Source organism: Jannaschia pagri (assembly GCF_019655435.1).
Classification (GTDB): Bacteria; Pseudomonadota; Alphaproteobacteria; order Rhodobacterales; family Rhodobacteraceae; genus Jannaschia; species Jannaschia pagri.
In genome coordinates, this window is record NZ_BPFH01000005.1 from 370502 (window position 1) to 387319 (window position 16818).

Sequence of the window (16818 nt, forward strand, 5' to 3'; positions counted from 1 at the left end):
GGCTTGCTGCATCGCCACGCATCGGTCGTTTGGGTCGCACCCCGGGCAGTCTCCTCGGGGCGGCGACCTCAAGCGTCTCGCAACGCGCGCCGCAGCACTTTGCCCGTGGCCGTCATCGGCAGAGCGTCAATGAACCGAACGGCCCGGGGCGCCATATGTGGGGAGAGGCGCTCGCGCACCCAATCAATGAGGGTCTGCGCCAGCGACTCCTCTGGGCTATCGGTCACCACAAAGGCCGTCACCGCCTCCCCTCGCGTTGCATCCGGAAGCCCGACGACCGCGCAATTCACGACGCTCGGATGCGCCAAAAGACAGGTCTCGATCTCGGTTGGCCCAATGCGATACCCCGCCGACGTGATAATATCGTCATCGCGGGACACATACGTCATCTCCGGCCCATCCAAGCGCGCAAGGTCGCCCGTGCGCAGCCAGCCGTTTTGCCATTTGGCGGCAGTCTGGTCGGGCTTATTCCAGTATCGCAAGAATGTCGCTGCCGACCCCTTGGTACAGATCTCGCCAACTTGACCGTCGGCAACCGGCGCGCCCTCCGCATCCAAGACGGCCACCTCGACCCCAGGAACCGCACGGCCCAAGGTACCTGGAATAACCGTTTGCGTGCCCGCACAGGCCGCCATGACCAGGTTGCACTCGGTCTGGCCATAGATCTCGTTGATGTCCACGCGCAGGCTGTCACGCCCCCAGGCCAAAAGCCCTGCGCCCAAAGCTTCGCCGCCCGACAAAACCGCCCTCAGTTGCAGGTCCTTCGGCGCGGGCTCCCGACGCAACAGCTTGAGCGCCGTGGGCGGCAAAAAACTGGTGGACACACCTTCGGCGGCCATAAGGTCCCAGGCGGTGCGCGCATCGAACTTGCCAAAGCGTTTCGCCACAAGCGGCACGCCGAACCAAAGCGCGGGCATGGCCAAATCCATCAACCCGCCGATCCAGGCCCAATCGGCCGGTGTCCAGGCCACATCGCCAGGGTGTGGAAACCCCTCAAGTGCGGTCTCGACACAGGGCAGATGGCCGTACAGGAACCGGTGGGCGTGCAGCACCCCCTTCGGCGTCCCAGTGGTGCCGGAAGTATAGATCATCATCGCCGGATCTTCGGCGAGGGTTTGAACGGCGGCTCCCAGTGGCGCGCCGCTCAGGTCCCAGGTGGCCACATCCAGCCGCAGGGAAAGCTCCGGCAGATCAAGACCGGACAGTTTCGCCAAACCGGTCGCGTCCGACACAACGGCCCGGGCAGCCGAATCGCGCAACCGGTACTCCAGAGCCTCCGGCCCAAACAGCCCAAACAGCGGCAGAGAGATAGCGCCCAGCTTCATGGCCGCGAAATGGGCCACCATGACCTCAGCCTGTTGCGGCAACAGAAGCGCTACCCGATCCCCACGCCCGACCCCGGCCCGTGACAGAACGCCAGCCAAGCGATCCGAGGCGTCCTTGAGGGCGCCATAGGTCCAGGTGCGGCGCCCATCGGACAGATCGAGAATGGCTATCCGGTCCGGCTCTGCCTCTGCCCAACTGTCGCAGCAGCCATGGGCGATGTTGAATTGCTCGGGAATGGTCCAGGTGAAGGCGGCGCGCATTTCCTCCCACGGGGCAAGACGGGCAATGGTACGGCGCTGCACGGCTGTTAGCCCGCGGTCAGGGTCACCGGATGCAGGCCGGTCAGGGGCAGACCTAGGGCCTGAAGCGCCGACAGGCTGATCTGCGCCCCGCCGTCCCCTGACCCAATGGGCCTCAAGGTCACGGCGATGGCATCCCCATCACCGGTGCGCACCGTTCCGGGCTGTTCGCTGTCAACCAGGGCCGATTTGACCCACAGACCGGGATCGACTGGGTCGCCCAGGGCCACCGTGACCTCCCCCAAAGGCCCGCCCGTCGTCGCTTCGGCGGCGGCCCGGGCGGCGTCTTTGTCGGCATCGGACACCGTATCAAGCACGTCGGGCGATGTGGTGACACCAACCGGGGGCCGGGCGGCCTCCGGCAGCGGGGCCGGGGCGCCGATGTCTTCCTCTGCTTCGGGTGCGGCCTCCGTCCCACCGGGACGTAGTTGATCCAACACGGGCAATTGCGCGCATCCTGCCGCCGACAGCGCGAGGATCAGGGCGGGGGCGAGACGGATCATGGCGGAATCTCTTTCGTTTCGAGGGGGTCACCTAGGACTGCACTCTACTGCCCTCGGCGCGGCTGTCACCCCGCTGCCACCGCCAACGCCCTGGATCGACACTGGATTGCCACCACACCTCACGCGACACGCACACCTTACGGGACAAGCGGCCCAGGTTCGGCGCCCCTCGACGTTCGACCACCTTGTCCCCGCGCGATGCGCCCGATACCGTTCTCCCATGACCGGACCTTTGATCGACCCCTTTGCCCGCTCCATCGACTACCTACGCGTGTCGGTGACGGACCGCTGCGACTTCCGCTGCACCTACTGCATGTCGGAGCATATGACCTTTCTGCCGAAGAAAGAGCTCCTGACCCTAGAGGAGTTGGACCGCCTCTGTTCCGCCTTCGTGCGCATGGGCGTTCGCAAGCTGCGGATCACAGGTGGGGAGCCTTTGGTTCGCAAGGGGATCATGACCTTCTTCGACGGCATGTCCCGTCACATCGGTGCGGGCCTCGATGAGTTGACGCTCACGACCAACGGCAGTCAGTTGGAGCGGTTTGCCCAGCCCCTCTGGGATGCGGGCGTGCGGCGGATCAATGTCTCGCTGGATACGCTGGACCCGGAGAAGTTTCAGGCGATCACCCGTTGGGGGTCGCTGGAAAAGGTGCGTCGGGGCATCGACGCGGCCCGCGCCGCTGGCATGCGGGTTAAGATCAACACCGTAGCGCTCAAGGGCTTCAACGAGGCCGAACTCTTCGACCTGATCGATTGGTGCAAACGCGACGATCTGGACATCACCTTTATCGAGGTCATGCCCATGGGCGACATGGGTGACGGCACCGATGGCACCCTGCGGCTGGGTCAGTATTGGCCCTTGAAGGACCTGCGCGCGCGTCTGGCTGAACGCTTCACGCTGAGCGAACTGAGCTACAAGACCGGCGGCCCCGCCCGGTATTTCGCGCTAGAGGAAACCGGCCAGCGCGTGGGCTTTATCACGCCGCTGACACACAACTTCTGCGAATCGTGCAACCGCGTTCGTCTGACCTGCACGGGCGAGTTGTACATGTGCCTTGGTCAGGAAGACATGGCCGACCTACGCGCGCCGCTCCGCGCCTCTGAGGCCGACGCCCCTGTCGAGGATGCCATCCGCGCTGCCATCGCTCGCAAGCCCAAGGGCCATGATTTCGACTATTCCCGCCAGCGGGCCGATGGACAGATGTCCCGCCATATGAGCCACACCGGCGGCTGACGGGCGACCGACAGCGCGGGTCCTGTGGCCGTTCGGACGGAACAGTCCTCGCAACCATTCGGGCTCGCTCGTTTCCGGCGCTTTCCGGTTTCTCGTGCTTTTTCGAGACAGGGCAAATTGCCTCATCCAAAGGGCCCGCACGGTTGTGACGGCAGCGCATCGCCCGAACAGAAATATTCTTAGGCGACAAGAAATTGACCTCCGCAAAAATCGGCCGCGCCCGCGCGAACAGGCGCATTCACTGGGCGCGCGGGCACAAGGAACGCGAGCAGCCCACCCTTGCCAAATGGGCGCTGGACCGCGCACCGTTACCGCTCGTGCCCGTTCCAACCGACCCACCTCGCTGGCAAAGGCCGCTACATGCTTCTTGATCGCATCGCCGTTCTCGCACGGCCCCATGGCCTCACCCTCCTGGGTGGGCTGCATGACGCCGACCAAACGATCTATCTGCTAGGCCCCGATCCGCAGGCCTTCTGGCCCCACCTGATGGAGCAGCCCGAGGCCGCCGACCCGGACCCTGTGGACCGCTTTTCTGAGCGCGCGCTCACCGACATCGCGGGCCAACTTGGCGCGACGCCCTTGTGGCCGTTCGGCACGCCAGCGCAGCCGTTCATTCGCTGGGCCTTGGCGGCAGGCTGCGCGCAATCGCCTGTTGGTCTGCTCGTTCACCCAGACCAAGGCCTTTGGGTCAGCTTCCGAGGGGCCCTTGTGTTCGAGGACCTCCAGCCGCTGCCCCCTCGCCGCCCATCGCCCTGTCCCACCTGCGCGGATCGCCCCTGCGAAACGGCCTGCCCGGTGTCGGCCCTCAGCGGTGCGGGCTATGACATTCCCGCCTGCCACGGGCACCTGGACGATCCCGCGACCACCTGCATGACGCTTGGGTGCGCGGTTCGGCGGCAGTGCCCTGCCTCGCCCAACCGCCCCCAGGCGCAATCCGCCCACCATATGGCCGCCTTTCACCCATGAAACTGATCTTACTTCGCCACGCCAAGTCATCCTGGGGCGACGCCCTGCTAGAGGACTTCGACCGCCCGCTGAACCGCCGGGGACGGGAGGCCGCGCCGCGCATCGGCGCCTGGCTCCGCACAAACGGCCATACCCCTGACGTGATCCTCTGCTCGTCGGCGCTGCGCACCCGACAGACCCGTGACGGGCTGGGGTTTGACGACGTGACGACGGAATATCACGACGACCTCTACCTGGCGGGCTCGGACTTGATCCTAAAGCGGCTCACCGCCGGTAAGGGCCGGACGACCATGGTCATTGGCCATAACCCCGGGATGGCCGAGGCCGCCGCCCAAGCCGTTTCCGCTCCGCCCGTTCACCCGGATTTCGACCGCTACCCGACGGGCGCCTGCACAGTGGTGCAAGGCCCCCTGCCCGGTCGTCCCATCGCCTTTCTCGTGCCACGCGACCTGCCAGCCTAAGGCGATTTGCACACCCAAACCCTGCCAAAGTGCGCCAGCGGTGCGCGTATCGCGTATGACTGCCGTCACCCCTGGATCACCCACGGGTCACCCCCGCAGGCAGGGGCCGGCTATACCGGCAACGCGGTCTCCGATTTCAGCTCCTCCATGGAGAGAAGGGCCGTGACGTTGAACACGCGCACCTCCGAAATCAGCGCCTGATAGAACACGTCATAAGCCCGGGCATTGGCCACGCGGACCTTCAGGATATAGTCGATGTCCCCTGCCAGGCGGTGGGCCTCCTGAACCTCGGGCCGAGCCCGCAGAGTTGCCAGGAAACGCCGCTGCCAGTCAGCCTCATGCTCTGACGTGCGGATCAGAACGAAGAAACACGCCTCTAAACCAAGGGCCTGGGGGTCGAGCACCACGGTCGAGGCTCCTATGACACCGGCCTCGCGCATCTTGCGGATGCGATTCCACACCGGCGTCTTGGAAGACCCCACCTGACGGGCGATTTCTTCCAGGCTCTGACCTGCATCCGTTTGCAACGCCCGGAGGATTTTCCTGTCCAAGTCGTCTAAGCGGGCCGGTGTCCGGTTTTCATCCTGCATTTAGACCAACATTCCTATTCGATGCGATAAATCACTCATACGTTCCTGTTATGCGCCGTCCACTCCCCAAATACGAGAACAATGTTCTATATTGTGGGTCAGAAACAGGGACGCTTCGCCATGAACCACTTCCCCATCTTCGTCGCCCTAGAGGGCCGCCGCGTTTTGGTTGCGGGCGGTGGCGAGGCGGCTGTCGCCAAGCTGCGCCTGTTGCTGAAGACCACGGCCCATATCACGGTTGTGGCACCGCAGATCGATCCAGTGATCGAAGGTTGGGCGCGCGAAGGCCGTGTGACCGTGATCCGACGCGCGCAGGAGCCGGGCGACGCGCTGTGCTGCGTGCTGGCCTACGCGGCCCATGAAGACGAAGCGCTAGACGCGCGGACCGTCCGGCTGTCTGCCGCCGATGGCGCTCTGGTCAATGTGGTCGACAACCTGTTGGCCTCGCAATTCATCACGCCCGCCATCGTGGACCGCGACCCCGTCACGGTCGCCATCGGAACCGAGGGGGCCGCCCCGGTCCTCGCCCGCAAGATCAAAGCCGATCTGGAGGCGCGCCTGCCCGCGCAACTGGGCCTCCTCGCCCGGATTGCAAAGACGTTCCGCCGCGCGGCGGAGGCCCTGCCCATGGGCGCCGCCCGCCGCCGGTTCTGGGCCGCCTACTACGAAGACGCGGGCCCCCGCGCCGCGGAACAGGGCGACGAGGCGATCCGCCCCGCGCTGGAAGATCTGCTGGCCGATCACCTGTCTGCCGACGCGCGCCCCGGTCATGTGGATCTGGTGGGAGCAGGGCCCGGCGACCCGGAGCTGTTGACCCTGAAAGCACGCAAAGCCCTGGATGCCGCAGACGTGGTGATCCACGACAGGCTGGTCGCGCCCGAGATCCTGGAACTGGCCCGCCGCGAAGCGACGATCATCGATGCGGGCAAAGAAGGCTTCGGTCCTTCGACGGCCCAGGGCGACATCAACGCCCTGATGGTCGAACACGGTTTGCAAGGGACCCATGTGGTGCGCCTCAAAGCTGGTGACCCGACGGTGTTCGGGCGCCTGGACGAAGAAATCGAGGCGCTGGAGGCCGCGGGCCTGGCTTGGTCCATCGTCCCCGGCATCACCGCCGCCAGCGCCGCTGTCGCGTCCATCGGGCAAAGCCTAACGAAGCGGGGACGCAACGGCTCCGTCCGGTTTCTGACCGGTCACGACATGAAAGGCTTCGCCGACCAAGACTGGCGCGCGTTGGCCCAACCGGGCGAGGTCGCCGCGATCTATATGGGCAAGCGCGCCGCACGCTGGATGCAGGGGCGCCTGTTGATGCATGGGGCCGCGCCCGCAACGCCCGTCACTGTCGTCGAGAACGCCTCGCGTGCCGACCAGCGCACCATCGACGCCACGCTCGCCACCTTGCCCGAGGCGCTGGACGGTGTGTCCGGCCCCGCCCTCCTTCTTCACGGCCTGGCGCCCCGCGCCGCCGCCGCAACGCTCGCCCAATCGGAGATCGCGCTATGAGCCGTCGTCCCTTCACCCCCAAGGTCGTCACCGCCAATCTGCTGGTGGAAGGCGACGTGGTCTACCTCTCCGCCGCCGACGCCTGGGTGCCGCATCTGTCCCAGGCCGAGGTCTTCGAGGACGAGGCCGTGGCCGAAGCCCGTCTGCTGGATGCCGCCCGTCAGACCGAGGTCGTGGTCGGTGTCTACCTGGCCGATGTGACCCTTGGCCCCGATGGCCCCCAGCCCAGTCATTTCCGCGAGGCGTTCCGTGCCTCCGGCCCGACCAATTATCCCCACGGCAAAGCCCACGAGGTGGCGTGATGTATCAATACAACGACTTCGACACCGCCTTCCTGGCGACCCGCAACGCGCAGTTCCGCGCCCAGGTCGAGCGCCGTCTGGACGGCAGCCTGACCGAGGATGAATTCAAGCCCCTGCGCCTGATGAACGGCGTCTACCTGCAGCTGCATGCCTATATGCTGCGCGTGGCGATCCCCTATGGGACGCTGAGCGCCGATCAGATGCGCGTGCTGGCCGATCTGGCCGAGCGGTGGGACAAAGGCTACGGCCATTTCACCACGCGGCAGAACATCCAGTACAACTGGCCCAAACTGTCGGACATCCCCGATATGCTGGACCATCTGGGCACCGTTGGGCTGCACGCGATCCAGACCTCCGGCAACACGATCCGCAATGTGACCGCCGACCACTTCGCCGGTGCCGCCGCGGACGAGGTGCTGGACCCCCGTCCCTATGCCGAGCTGCTGCGCCAGTGGTCCACCGACCACCCGGAATTCCAATTCCTGCCCCGCAAGTTCAAGATCGCCGTGACCGGGTCGCCGAACGATCGCGCCGTGGTCCGCGCCCATGACATCGGGCTGGTGGCAAAGATCGTCGACGGCAAGGTCGGGTTCGAGGTCATCATCGGCGGTGGTCTGGGCCGGACGCCTATGATCGGCAAAACCGTGCGAGACTTCCTACCGGTCGAGGATCTGCTGCCCTATTGCGAGGCCATCGTCAGCGTCTACAACCGCCTGGGTCGCCGCGATAACAAGTACAAGGCGCGCATCAAGATCACCGTGCACGAGAACGGCCTGGACGAGATGCGCGACCGGATAGAGGCGCGTTTCGCCGAGCTACGCCCCCTGTTCGACGGAATCGACCAACAGATGCTGGAAGACATCCGCGCGCAGTTCACTCTTCCGGCCTTCCGGCCGTCATCGTCGTTGCCGCCGCTGGTGGACCCGGCTCTGCAGGCTTGGATCGACACCAACACCACGGCGCATAAGCGGGACGACCACGCCATCGTCACGATCTCGATCAAGACCCATGGCGAGACGCCCGGCGATGCCACCGCCCAACAGATGCGCCTGATGGCCGACATCGCCGACAAGCACGCCTATGGCGAATTGCGCATAAGCCATGAGCAGAACGTCATCCTGCCCCATGTGCGCCGCGCCGACCTGCCCGCCGTCTATGCCGCCCTGCGCAACGCAGGCTTGGGTACGGCGAATGTGGGCCTGGCCAGCGATATCATTGCCTGCCCTGGCATGGACTACTGCGCCCTGGCCACGGCCCGGTCGATCCCGGTCGCCCAGCAGATCGCCAAGCGCATCGACGAGATGGGGATCGAGCACGACATCGGCGCGCTCAAGATCAAGATCTCGGGCTGCATCAATGCCTGTGGTCACCACCACGTAGGCCACATCGGGATCCTGGGCTTGGACCGTGCGGGCGTCGAAAACTACCAGATCACCCTGGGCGGGGACGGGTCCGAGACGGCCTCTATCGGGGAGCGCGCTGGTCCGGGCTTTGCTTATGACCAAGTGGTTCCGGCCATCGAACGTCTGATCCTGGCCTATCTGGAGCATCGCGCTGATGCTTCCGAGACCTTCCTCGCCGCTTACCGTCGCCTTGGCGCCGCCCCCTTCAAGGCCGCGCTTTATCCCCAGGAGGCCGCCAATGCCGCTTGACGCCCACGCCCTACTGACCGCCCGCGCGGCGCAGCTGAACGCCGATCTGGCCGAGGCGCCCGCCGCGCGCATCGTAGAGACCGCTTTGCGTAACGCCGCCCTGGGCGAGATCGCCATGGTGTCGTCCTTTGGCGCCGACTCGGTGGTTCTGCTCCACCTCGTGGCCCAGGTGAGTCCCGATACCCCAGTGCTGTTCCTGGAAACCGGTATGCTGTTCGCCGAAACGCTGGCTTACCAGCAAGAGGTGGCCGAGGCCTTGGGGCTGACGGATGTGCGCGTCATTCAGCCCGATCCTGCCGACACCTTCCTGCATGATGCGGAAGGTGTGCTGCACCAGACAGACACGGACACCTGCTGCGCGATCCGCAAGGTGAAGCCGCTGGAGCTGGCCCTACAGGGATTTGATGGCTGGATCACCGGACGCAAGCGCATCCATGGGGGGGACCGTGCGGACCTCAAGATGTTCGAGGTCGACGGTAACCACCTTAAAGTGAACCCGCTGGCCGCTTGGACCGGTACAGACCTGTCCGCTTACATGGATGCCCATGATCTGCCCCGTCACCCGCTTGTGGCGAAAGGGTTCTCGTCCATCGGCTGCGCGCCCTGCACAACGTCGACCCTGCCGGGCGAAGACCCCCGCGCCGGTCGCTGGCGGGCCAGCGAGAAGACGGAGTGCGGCATTCATTTCGACGGCGCGCGCATTTGGCCCGCCAATGCTGTGAAATCGTAGAAGACATCGCGGGGTGTCATCCTCGGGCGCGACCCGAGGATCCCCCGGCCAGAGGTCCTCGGGTCGTGCCCGAGGACGCAGACCGACCCGGCCCCCGCGCCGTGGACCGCAGAGGAGTAGATGGATGCCCATCGTGACCGACACTGGCTTTGGGCCGGATGACCTGAACCACGGCTTCGCGCCGTCGGATGACCTGCCCGCCAATGGCCCGCTGGCCATCGACGTGGCCTCCGACGCCGACTTGACGCCGGTCCTGGCGCGCCTGGACGAGACCTCTGCAATCCGCGTGGCCTTCCCCAGCTTTGCAGATGGGCGCGGCTTTACCATCGCGCGGCAGTTGCGTCAGGCGGGCTACACCGGTCGCCTGCGCGCCCAGGGCCACGTGATCGCCGACCAATACGCCATGGCCCGGCGTGCCGGGTTCGACGAGGTGGAGATTGACGACGCCCTCGCCGCCCGTCAGCCCGAGGATCAGTGGCGCGCCCGTGCCGATTGGAAAGCCCACGACTACCAATCGCGCTTGGGCCGCCGCCGCGCCGGCTAAAGGCGCAGCATAGCACGGCAGGCACCGCCCCGTCTGGGCGCCCCACCCCTGTCAGGTCCGAAGGTCGCATGATGTGTCACCTTCCCCTGACCCAGATCAATGACTAGAGATATGAGGGGGCGCATCCAGCGCCCATGATGGATATGACCGAGCAAAGCCCCGTGACCGAACAGACCGCTGCCCCCGTGAACGCCACCGCCCAGCCGGTGCTGCCCGATGCCCAGACCGTGACTGCCGTGACCCATTGGACGGATCGGCTGTTTTCGTTCCGTGTGACCCGGCCCGCCTCGCTGCGCTTTCGGTCGGGCGAATTCGTGATGATCGGCTTGATGGGCGATGTGAACCCCAAGACCGGCAAGCAAAAGCCGCTGCTGCGTGCCTATTCCATCGCCTCCCCCTCCTGGGACGAGGAGTTGGAGTTCTATTCCATCAAGGTGCAAGACGGCCCGCTAACATCCAAGTTGCAGCACATCCAGCCCGGCGACCAGATCATCCTGCGCCCCAAGCCCGTGGGCACGCTGGTCCATGATGCACTTTTGCCAGGCAAGCGGCTGTGGTTCTTCGCGACCGGAACAGGGTTCGCCCCCTTCGCCTCGCTGCTGCGGGATCCGCAGACCTATGAGGACTACGATCAGGTCATCATCACCCACACCTGCCGCGATGTTGCGGAGTTGGAGTACGGCAAGCAGTTGATCGAGACGATCCGCACCGATGAGATGATGCAGGAACTGCTCGGCGAGGACGGTCTGGCCAAGCTGGTCTACTACCCGACCACCACCCGCGAAGAGAGCCCCAAGATGGGCCGCATCACCACGCTGTTGCAGGATGGGACTGTGTTCAAGGACCTCGGCATCGACGGGATTTCCGCCGAAACGGATCGCGCCATGGTCTGTGGCTCCATGGGGTTGAATACCGACATCAAAGAGATCCTGGAAGGCTTCGGCCTCGAAGAAGGCGCCAATTCGGAGCCAAAGCACTACGTGGTCGAGAAAGCTTTCGTGGGCTGACCCAAAGCGGCGCCCCATTGGGATCCATCCCGATGGGGCCGGGCTGGGTCACTACACCCACTCCACATCCTCTCCGTTGTCGAGCATGTGGGAAATGAAGCCGATTTCGGCCAATCCATCGGCCACCTCGGCATCCAGCGCGTGTTCCGCCTCGGCAACGCGCGCCACAGTGGCGATCACGGCATCAAGATTTGCGAAGGGCACGACGACCACGCCATCGCTGTCCGCGACGATGACGTCGCCCGTCTCGACCCGCTGTCCCCCCACAAGAACCGGCAGGCCCAGGGTGCCGGGTCCGCGCGCGACCGGCGATCCGGGCGTCAGACCGGTGCACCAAACGGGCAGTCCGACCTGCTGTAAGCCAGCCAAATCGCGCATGGGACCGTCGGTGACGTAGCCAGCGGCACCCCGGTTCTTGAGCATCCCCATGACGCGGTCCCCGGCTGCGGCGCAACCTTGGTGGCCCTGGGCCTCGGCCACGACGACATCACCAGGACGGGCGAAATGGATGGCTGCCAGGGTCGCCAAAAGGTCCCCCGGCTGATTGCCTGCCGTAAGCGCTGGTCCGCAGACGGCCTGGGGCAGTCCCGGTAGGGGCTTGATCGCGGCGGCCATAGCGCCTGCGCCCAACATAGCATCCAGGACGAACCCAGTGGGCATCCCCGAGAGCGCCGTGATCTGAGCCTCGGTCGGGCGTCTGAGGTCGCGCGCGATCCTAAGTCGTTTCGGTTCTTCGATCATAGCACCCCCCAGTCGCCCCAAAATCTGGGGCGAGACATGGATAGGCGCAACAAAAAAGGGCCGCCCCGGTACGCCCGGCGCGGCCCTTCGAAGGGTGTGATGGGGTTACTCCAGACCGAATTGGCCCTTCAACGCCAGGATGGCAGCATCGACGAACTCCGGGTTGTCGCGGGCCTGCTCAATGGCTGTCCGCAAAGCGGTCTTGGCCAAAACATTCAGGTCCGAGTCGTCAACGATCGCCAGGATCGCATCTGCGTCAAAGGTCGATTCCGTCAGCAGAGTGGACAGACCGGCGGGCGCGGCCTCTCCCCCATCGGCGGCTTCGGTGGTGACCGTGTCCGTCGTGGCGTCCACACCTTGATCCACACCGGCCTCGGTGGCGGGAACGACCTCCTGCACAACAGCGTCCGACGGGGCAACGGGTTCGCCAAGCGTTGTCTCTTCGGTCGATTCTTCGGTGGCGGCCTCCGGTGCCGAAGTCTCCTCCGACGGGGCAACGGCAGCCTCTGCGGGCGCCTCGGCCTCTGCAGCGGCGGGGGCGTCGCCCTCGATGGCAACACGATCCGCGCCTTCGGTGCCTTCGGTGGCGGCCTCGGCGGCCTCCTCAACTGCGGTGGGCGCTTCCTCGGCAGCAGTCGCCGCGTCTTCCGTTACGGGTGCCGCTTCCTCTGTCGCTTCGGTCGCAGCTTCTTCGGTGACAGCTGCTGTATCATCTACAGCACCTTCTACGGCCTCAACGGCATCCGTGGCGGCCTCTTCGGTTGCGCCGACACCGTCCTGAACGGTCTCGGTGACGGCGTCTTCTGCGGCGGTTGCAGCTTCGGTCGTTGCCTCTTCGGTGGTTTCAACAGCTTCCTCGGTGGCCTCAACGGCATCGGCTGCAGCGTCTTCGGCAGCGGTGGTGGCCGCATCCGTTGCAGCGGCGGCATCTTCGGTGGCCTCGGTCACGGCGTCTTCTGCGGCGGTTGCAGCTTCGGTCGCGATGTCTTCTGCGGCCTCGACAGCCTCATCCGTTGCGGCGGCAGCGCCCTCGGCAGCGTCACTTACGGCATCTTCCGCAGCCGTGACGGCCTCGGCCGCAGCTTCCTCCGTAGCCTCAACGGCGTCTTCCGTGGCGGCGGCGGCCTCTTCGGTGGATTCATCCGCCGCGTTTAAGGCTTCGCTCACCGCGTTGTCCACGGCTTCACTCAGGGAGTCCGTTGCCTCTTCAACGGCGGCTGCCGCGTCGTCCACTGCGTCAGAAACAGCGTCTGCGGCCGTTTCGGTGGCCTCCGCGGCGTCTTCCGCCGCCTCTTCGGAGGCAGCAGCGGCGTCCTCGGCAGCGGCCTCAACATCTGTCGCACCCGCATCAGCCGCGTCTTCGACAGCCTCCGCGGCCTCCTCGACCTCTGGCGGGGTCACGGCGTCCTCTGCGATGGCAGGCTCCTGCGACAAACGGTCGATGGCAATCCAGGCCAGGGCTGCGACGATCAGAACGGCCAAGCCGACGATCAAATTGCGGGACATGTGCGTGTCTCCTCAAACGGGGATAGGTATTCGGTCCAAGCTGTATGTGGCCTAGGACATGTGGACCTTCAACGGCAAAGCGCCCTGTCTGGTTCCCGTGGCGTCCCTTCGCCACCGTTCCGTGCTTGAAGATTGGGCCCAGAATCGCTACTTTGCACCCCTCATCGCGATTATTAAAAGGACCACGATCATCGCCCGCAGACCCCACAATGCCCCTCCGCAACGGGAAACCGGCCCCCGGATCAATGACCGCATCCGTGCCGTTGAAATACGCCTTATCGGTGCCGAAGGCGAAAACGTCGGCGTCGTGAGCCCCGCGCGCGCCCGCGCCATGGCCGAAGACGCGGGTCTCGACCTGGTCGAGATCAGCCCGAACGCCAACCCGCCCGTGTGCAAGATCATGGACTTCGGCAAGTTCAAGTACGAACAGCAGAAGAAAGAAGCGGAAGCGCGCAAGAAGCAGAAGACCATCGAGGTGAAGGAGGTGAAGTTTCGCCCCAACACGGACACGCATGACTACGATGTCAAAATGCGCAACGTCTTCAAGTTTCTAGAGAACGGCGACAAGGTGAAGGTCACCCTACGCTTCCGTGGACGGGAGATGGCGCACCAAAACCTGTGCCGCGAACTGCTGGAGCGAGTCGCCAAAGACACCGAAGAAGTCGGTAAGGTCGAGAACTTCCCCAAGATGGAAGGTCGGCAGATGGTGATGATGATTGGTCCTTCGGGACGCTGACACCGGTCAGGACCGCTAGTTGCAAAGGGCACCCCCGAGGGTGCCCTTCGTCGTTTATGTGGGTGGTGTTAGGCCACCGCACCGAAGAGAAGCCCCGCAAGGACCGAGCCACCCAACGCCAGCCCCAGGTACAGGACAAAGACCGGAGGACGCGCCAGAGCCCAAACGGCGATTGCCGCAGGCAGTGAACTGACGCCCCCCGCCACCAGGAATGCCAGTCCGGCCCCGGCGGCCATCCCTTGATCCATAAGGCCGCCAACAAGGGGCAAGGCCGCGTAGCCGTTCAAATAGGCAGGCACACCGACCAAAGCGGCCACCACCACCGTGAGCACGCCGTCGCCCCCGAGCAGACGCGTCACCGTCTCAGCCGGCACATAGGCGAGCATGAGGCTTTCGAGAATGAAGGCGAGGGTCAGCCATTTCCCCAAGAACAAGGTGGTCGATAGCGCTTCGCGCCCAAACCGCGTGCGGCGGTCGGCATCGGTCCAAAAGCGCCATACGACGGGCTTTGGCGCACGCACCGACGCCCCACCGCACCCACCGTTCCCAATCCCGGGGCGCAGCGGATTGGTCAGCGCGCCCGCCCGCATCAGAAACAGCGTGACATATCCTCCAAGGAGGCCGAGCCCAACCGCAGCAACCGTCTTTGCGATGGCGAATTCGACCCCAAGGACGCCAGCGGTCAGGGCAAACATGGACGGGTCCATCACAGGGGACGCCAGCCAGAACGCCATCACCGCGCTCAGCGGGACCCCCATCACCAAAAGCGCCGCGATCAGGGGAATAACCCCGCAGGAACAGAAAGGTGACAGTGCGCCGACCAGCGACGCGATCACAACCATGACCACCGGCGCGCCCGAAAACGCCTTTGCGATAAGGTTATCGGCCCCAGTTGCGGCGGCGTAGGCTGCAATCGCAATGGACATCAGTAAGAAGGGCGCCGTCTGTAGAATGGCCGTCAGTGTGAACTGCAGCGACGCCGCGCCCTGCGCTGGCGACACCAGCGTCACCCCTACCAAAAGGGCAGCGGAGACCACCCAAACGCGATGCACTCGCCACAGAACGGCGACTGATGATCGATGTTGAGTCAAGGACGTGTCAGCCATGGAACCCTCCGGCGGCACAAGAAAAGCGGTTAAGCGGTATCGGCAGCCACGAGCGCGACTCCGGTACAGCATTCGTCGGTCAAAAACCCCAACAGCGTCTGGGTCGCGTCGAAATCGACGACGCACCAGACCTCGCGCCCACGACGGGTCTGACGGACGAGGCCCGCCTGAACCAATGCCCTCAGATGATGTGCTAGGGTTGAAGGCGCCAGAGCCATGTGCTCGGCGATATCGCCAACGCGCAAACCATCGTGCCCTGCCCTCACCAGCAGGCGAAAAATCGAAAGCCGTACGGTATGGCCCAAGGCGGCCAAGGCGTCGGCGGCGCTGTCGAGTGTTTGTGTCATAGGATCCGATATAACTATATTTCTGGTTGTGTCGAATCTTTTTTAGAACGGCATTGTTTGGCGGGTTCGGACAGGTAGCGGCGTTTCCCGCTTCTGGGGGAACGCCCTGCTTTAGAAAGGCTGCTTTCTGGGGTGTCCTGATCGACGGAGCTATTGAACGCCGCGGCAAAGGCTCCGTCGGTTCGAGAGACCGTGCTATTGTATTGTTTTCAAGCGCGATCCTTGAGCGGCGAGGCCACCGGCAAAAGCGGACCCGATATGAACATCAACGCTGTGGCCCCTCCACGGTCCGAGACGGCATTTCCGGAACATCAGAATGTACAAACCACAGCGCCCATCCGGCATGCGGCGACTTTCGTTGGTCGCACCAGCGCCTCCGCCTTCGGCTCGCGTTTTCCGTGACATCCTTGAGAACAGGCCTCAGTTTCAGAAGCGCGAGCAGCTCGTTGCCCCGACACCCATCGCAACCGGCTGGTTTGAACACCTTTTACCACGATTAGACCTCTCGATGTCTTCCGTTGAAGATGCTGGAGCTTGGTCTTCTCTGGACCCCGGTTGGCGGCTGGGCGTGTTAGGTGACAGCTCTCACCCTGAGATCGGTAAGTGAAATAGCCCCGACGAGCGGCAACCCGCCGCGCATCCTCACCCCATTTCGTTAAATCGCGCGGCTTTCCTTTGCGCTCGTGCTGCCCATGCCGCTCGCGATGGGTGTTCTGAACAGGTCAGTGCGCAGAGTGGCTCGCAGTGTGCTTGTTTGCCCTGCGGTTCTTCAGTGTTTGAGGCGTGGGATGGCGGGGCTTTTCTCCATTTCTATCGAGGTTTGCGAGAGGAAAGCTGCCACAATGTCTCGCTTTCCGTAGGTAGATCCGCGGATGACAGGGTATGGCGCGATGCCCGTTTTGTTTGGTTTTTAATGTATTTGTCGTTCGCGATCCTGTTTGCGGCTGGTGGATGTTGTTTAGTGTTCTTTTGGGTTTGAGGGCGTTGCGGACTTTATTCGGTCGTTGTGGGGGCTTAGGGCGGCGGTTGGTCGGGGAGCGGTGGTGAGTTTGTGGGCGCGTTCTTGTTGCCTGCGTTGGTTGTGGGATGTCGTCTGAGGTCCTGAGGTCCGGGAGGCGCATCGTGTGGCTTTGGGCTTTTGCGGCTTGGGAACATCGTGCCTCGTCTCGGCGCGGCGGTCCTTAATCGGAAGCTGCTGTTGGGCCCTGGTGTTCTGTGGTGCCGTTTGGGCCTGTGCGTTCGGGACCTTGGGGCGTCGGTGTGCT

At 64.5% G+C, this 16818-nt stretch carries 17 protein-coding genes; 10 read left to right on the forward strand and 7 right to left on the reverse strand.

The annotated features are described in order from the left end of the window. Positions 1 to 68: 68 nt before the first annotated feature. A complete protein-coding gene (locus K5R33_RS14860) occupies positions 69 to 1586 on the reverse strand; it encodes an AMP-binding protein (protein ID WP_220749875.1) in 1518 nt (505 codons plus the stop codon). Between the two features lie 47 nt (positions 1587 to 1633). Continuing rightward, on the reverse strand, positions 1634 to 2128 hold the full coding sequence (locus K5R33_RS14865; protein WP_220749844.1) for a hypothetical protein: 495 nt from the start codon (positions 2126 to 2128) through the stop codon (positions 1634 to 1636). A gap of 220 nt (positions 2129 to 2348) precedes the next feature. Between K5R33_RS14865 and moaA the strand changes: the two genes are divergently transcribed. The 3 genes from moaA to K5R33_RS14880 all read left to right on the forward strand — a co-directional run bounded on the left by moaA (position 2349) and on the right by K5R33_RS14880 (position 4789). After that, entirely contained in the window at positions 2349 to 3362 is a 1014-nt protein-coding gene (moaA, locus tag K5R33_RS14870; protein WP_220749845.1) for a GTP 3',8-cyclase MoaA, read from the forward strand. A 360-nt stretch (positions 3363 to 3722) separates the two neighbouring features. Beyond that, entirely contained in the window at positions 3723 to 4328 is a 606-nt protein-coding gene (locus K5R33_RS14875; protein WP_220749846.1) for a ferredoxin, read from the forward strand. Continuing rightward, positions 4325 to 4789, forward strand: a complete 465-nt coding sequence (locus K5R33_RS14880; RefSeq protein ID WP_220749847.1) for a SixA phosphatase family protein — start codon at positions 4325 to 4327, stop codon at positions 4787 to 4789. The genes K5R33_RS14875 and K5R33_RS14880 overlap by 4 nt, the downstream gene beginning before the upstream one ends. Positions 4790 to 4899: 110 nt before the next feature. Here the strand turns inward: K5R33_RS14880 and K5R33_RS14885 are convergent, their stop codons facing one another. Then, positions 4900 to 5379 carry an Lrp/AsnC family transcriptional regulator gene (locus K5R33_RS14885; RefSeq protein ID WP_220749848.1) on the reverse strand — a complete coding sequence of 160 codons (480 nt, stop codon included), beginning with the start codon at positions 5377 to 5379 and terminating at the stop codon, positions 4900 to 4902. A 120-nt stretch (positions 5380 to 5499) separates the two neighbouring features. On the opposite strand from K5R33_RS14885, the gene cysG reads away from it, so the two are divergent. The 6 genes from cysG to K5R33_RS14915 all read left to right on the forward strand — a co-directional run bounded on the left by cysG (position 5500) and on the right by K5R33_RS14915 (position 11117). After that, positions 5500 to 6882: a siroheme synthase CysG gene (gene cysG, locus K5R33_RS14890; protein WP_220749849.1), complete on the forward strand. Its 1383-nt coding sequence runs from the start codon at positions 5500 to 5502 to the stop codon at positions 6880 to 6882. Continuing rightward, positions 6879 to 7184, forward strand: coding sequence for a DUF2849 domain-containing protein (locus K5R33_RS14895; RefSeq protein WP_220749850.1), 306 nt, complete (start codon positions 6879 to 6881; stop codon positions 7182 to 7184). Before cysG ends, K5R33_RS14895 begins: the two co-directional genes overlap by 4 nt. After that, complete coding sequence (locus tag K5R33_RS14900; protein WP_220749851.1) at positions 7184 to 8836, forward strand: nitrite/sulfite reductase; 1653 nt, start codon at positions 7184 to 7186, stop codon at positions 8834 to 8836. Before K5R33_RS14895 ends, K5R33_RS14900 begins: the two co-directional genes overlap by 1 nt. Next, positions 8826 to 9566: a phosphoadenylyl-sulfate reductase gene (locus K5R33_RS14905; RefSeq protein WP_220749852.1), complete on the forward strand. Its 741-nt coding sequence runs from the start codon at positions 8826 to 8828 to the stop codon at positions 9564 to 9566. Before K5R33_RS14900 ends, K5R33_RS14905 begins: the two co-directional genes overlap by 11 nt. A gap of 124 nt (positions 9567 to 9690) precedes the next feature. Next, on the forward strand, positions 9691 to 10110 hold the full coding sequence (locus K5R33_RS14910; RefSeq protein ID WP_220749853.1) for a DUF934 domain-containing protein: 420 nt from the start codon (positions 9691 to 9693) through the stop codon (positions 10108 to 10110). A 143-nt stretch (positions 10111 to 10253) separates the two neighbouring features. Continuing rightward, the gene (locus K5R33_RS14915; RefSeq protein ID WP_220749876.1) at positions 10254 to 11117 is read left to right on the forward strand and encodes a ferredoxin--NADP reductase; all 864 of its coding nucleotides are present in this window, start codon (positions 10254 to 10256) and stop codon (positions 11115 to 11117) included. Positions 11118 to 11168: 51 nt separating this feature from the next. Here the strand turns inward: K5R33_RS14915 and K5R33_RS14920 are convergent, their stop codons facing one another. Both K5R33_RS14920 and K5R33_RS14925 read right to left on the reverse strand, forming a co-directional pair. Continuing rightward, the gene (locus K5R33_RS14920; protein WP_220749854.1) at positions 11169 to 11858 is read right to left on the reverse strand and encodes an RraA family protein; all 690 of its coding nucleotides are present in this window, start codon (positions 11856 to 11858) and stop codon (positions 11169 to 11171) included. 105 nt (positions 11859 to 11963) lie between these two features. Next, the gene (locus K5R33_RS14925; RefSeq protein WP_220749855.1) at positions 11964 to 13364 is read right to left on the reverse strand and encodes a hypothetical protein; all 1401 of its coding nucleotides are present in this window, start codon (positions 13362 to 13364) and stop codon (positions 11964 to 11966) included. A gap of 58 nt (positions 13365 to 13422) precedes the next feature. Between K5R33_RS14925 and infC the strand changes: the two genes are divergently transcribed. Continuing rightward, entirely contained in the window at positions 13423 to 14100 is a 678-nt protein-coding gene (gene infC / locus K5R33_RS14930; RefSeq protein ID WP_444542930.1) for a translation initiation factor IF-3, read from the forward strand. A gap of 68 nt (positions 14101 to 14168) precedes the next feature. On the opposite strand, the gene K5R33_RS14935 is transcribed toward infC, so the two are convergent. Both K5R33_RS14935 and K5R33_RS14940 read right to left on the reverse strand, forming a co-directional pair. Next, positions 14169 to 15206 carry a permease gene (locus K5R33_RS14935; RefSeq protein ID WP_220749856.1) on the reverse strand — a complete coding sequence of 346 codons (1038 nt, stop codon included), beginning with the start codon at positions 15204 to 15206 and terminating at the stop codon, positions 14169 to 14171. 29 nt (positions 15207 to 15235) lie between these two features. Next, positions 15236 to 15553, reverse strand: coding sequence for an ArsR/SmtB family transcription factor (locus K5R33_RS14940; protein WP_220749857.1), 318 nt, complete (start codon positions 15551 to 15553; stop codon positions 15236 to 15238). Between the last annotated feature and the right edge of the window lie 1265 nt (positions 15554 to 16818).

Excerpts from the sequence above, each read along its gene's own strand:
- K5R33_RS14940 (WP_220749857.1), bottom strand. The coding sequence starts at position 15,553 with ATGACACAAACACTCGACAGCGCCGCCGACGCCTTGGCCGCCTTGGGC.
- K5R33_RS14875 (WP_220749846.1), top strand. The coding sequence starts at position 3,723 with ATGCTTCTTGATCGCATCGCCGTTCTCGCACGGCCCCATGGCCTCACC.
- K5R33_RS14915 (WP_220749876.1), top strand. The coding sequence starts at position 10,254 with ATGACCGAGCAAAGCCCCGTGACCGAACAGACCGCTGCCCCCGTGAAC.
- K5R33_RS14865 (WP_220749844.1), bottom strand. The coding sequence starts at position 2,128 with ATGATCCGTCTCGCCCCCGCCCTGATCCTCGCGCTGTCGGCGGCAGGA.
- moaA (WP_220749845.1), top strand. The coding sequence starts at position 2,349 with ATGACCGGACCTTTGATCGACCCCTTTGCCCGCTCCATCGACTACCTA.
- K5R33_RS14925 (WP_220749855.1), bottom strand. The coding sequence starts at position 13,364 with ATGTCCCGCAATTTGATCGTCGGCTTGGCCGTTCTGATCGTCGCAGCC.
- K5R33_RS14880 (WP_220749847.1), top strand. The coding sequence starts at position 4,325 with ATGAAACTGATCTTACTTCGCCACGCCAAGTCATCCTGGGGCGACGCC.
- K5R33_RS14905 (WP_220749852.1), top strand. The coding sequence starts at position 8,826 with ATGCCGCTTGACGCCCACGCCCTACTGACCGCCCGCGCGGCGCAGCTG.
- K5R33_RS14935 (WP_220749856.1), bottom strand. The coding sequence starts at position 15,206 with ATGGCTGACACGTCCTTGACTCAACATCGATCATCAGTCGCCGTTCTG.
- K5R33_RS14885 (WP_220749848.1), bottom strand. The coding sequence starts at position 5,379 with ATGCAGGATGAAAACCGGACACCGGCCCGCTTAGACGACTTGGACAGG.
- K5R33_RS14920 (WP_220749854.1), bottom strand. The coding sequence starts at position 11,858 with ATGATCGAAGAACCGAAACGACTTAGGATCGCGCGCGACCTCAGACGC.
- cysG (WP_220749849.1), top strand. The coding sequence starts at position 5,500 with ATGAACCACTTCCCCATCTTCGTCGCCCTAGAGGGCCGCCGCGTTTTG.
- K5R33_RS14910 (WP_220749853.1), top strand. The coding sequence starts at position 9,691 with ATGCCCATCGTGACCGACACTGGCTTTGGGCCGGATGACCTGAACCAC.
- K5R33_RS14895 (WP_220749850.1), top strand. The coding sequence starts at position 6,879 with ATGAGCCGTCGTCCCTTCACCCCCAAGGTCGTCACCGCCAATCTGCTG.
- K5R33_RS14900 (WP_220749851.1), top strand. The coding sequence starts at position 7,184 with ATGTATCAATACAACGACTTCGACACCGCCTTCCTGGCGACCCGCAAC.
- infC (WP_444542930.1), top strand. The coding sequence starts at position 13,423 with ATGTGGACCTTCAACGGCAAAGCGCCCTGTCTGGTTCCCGTGGCGTCC.
- K5R33_RS14860 (WP_220749875.1), bottom strand. The coding sequence starts at position 1,586 with ATGCGCGCCGCCTTCACCTGGACCATTCCCGAGCAATTCAACATCGCC.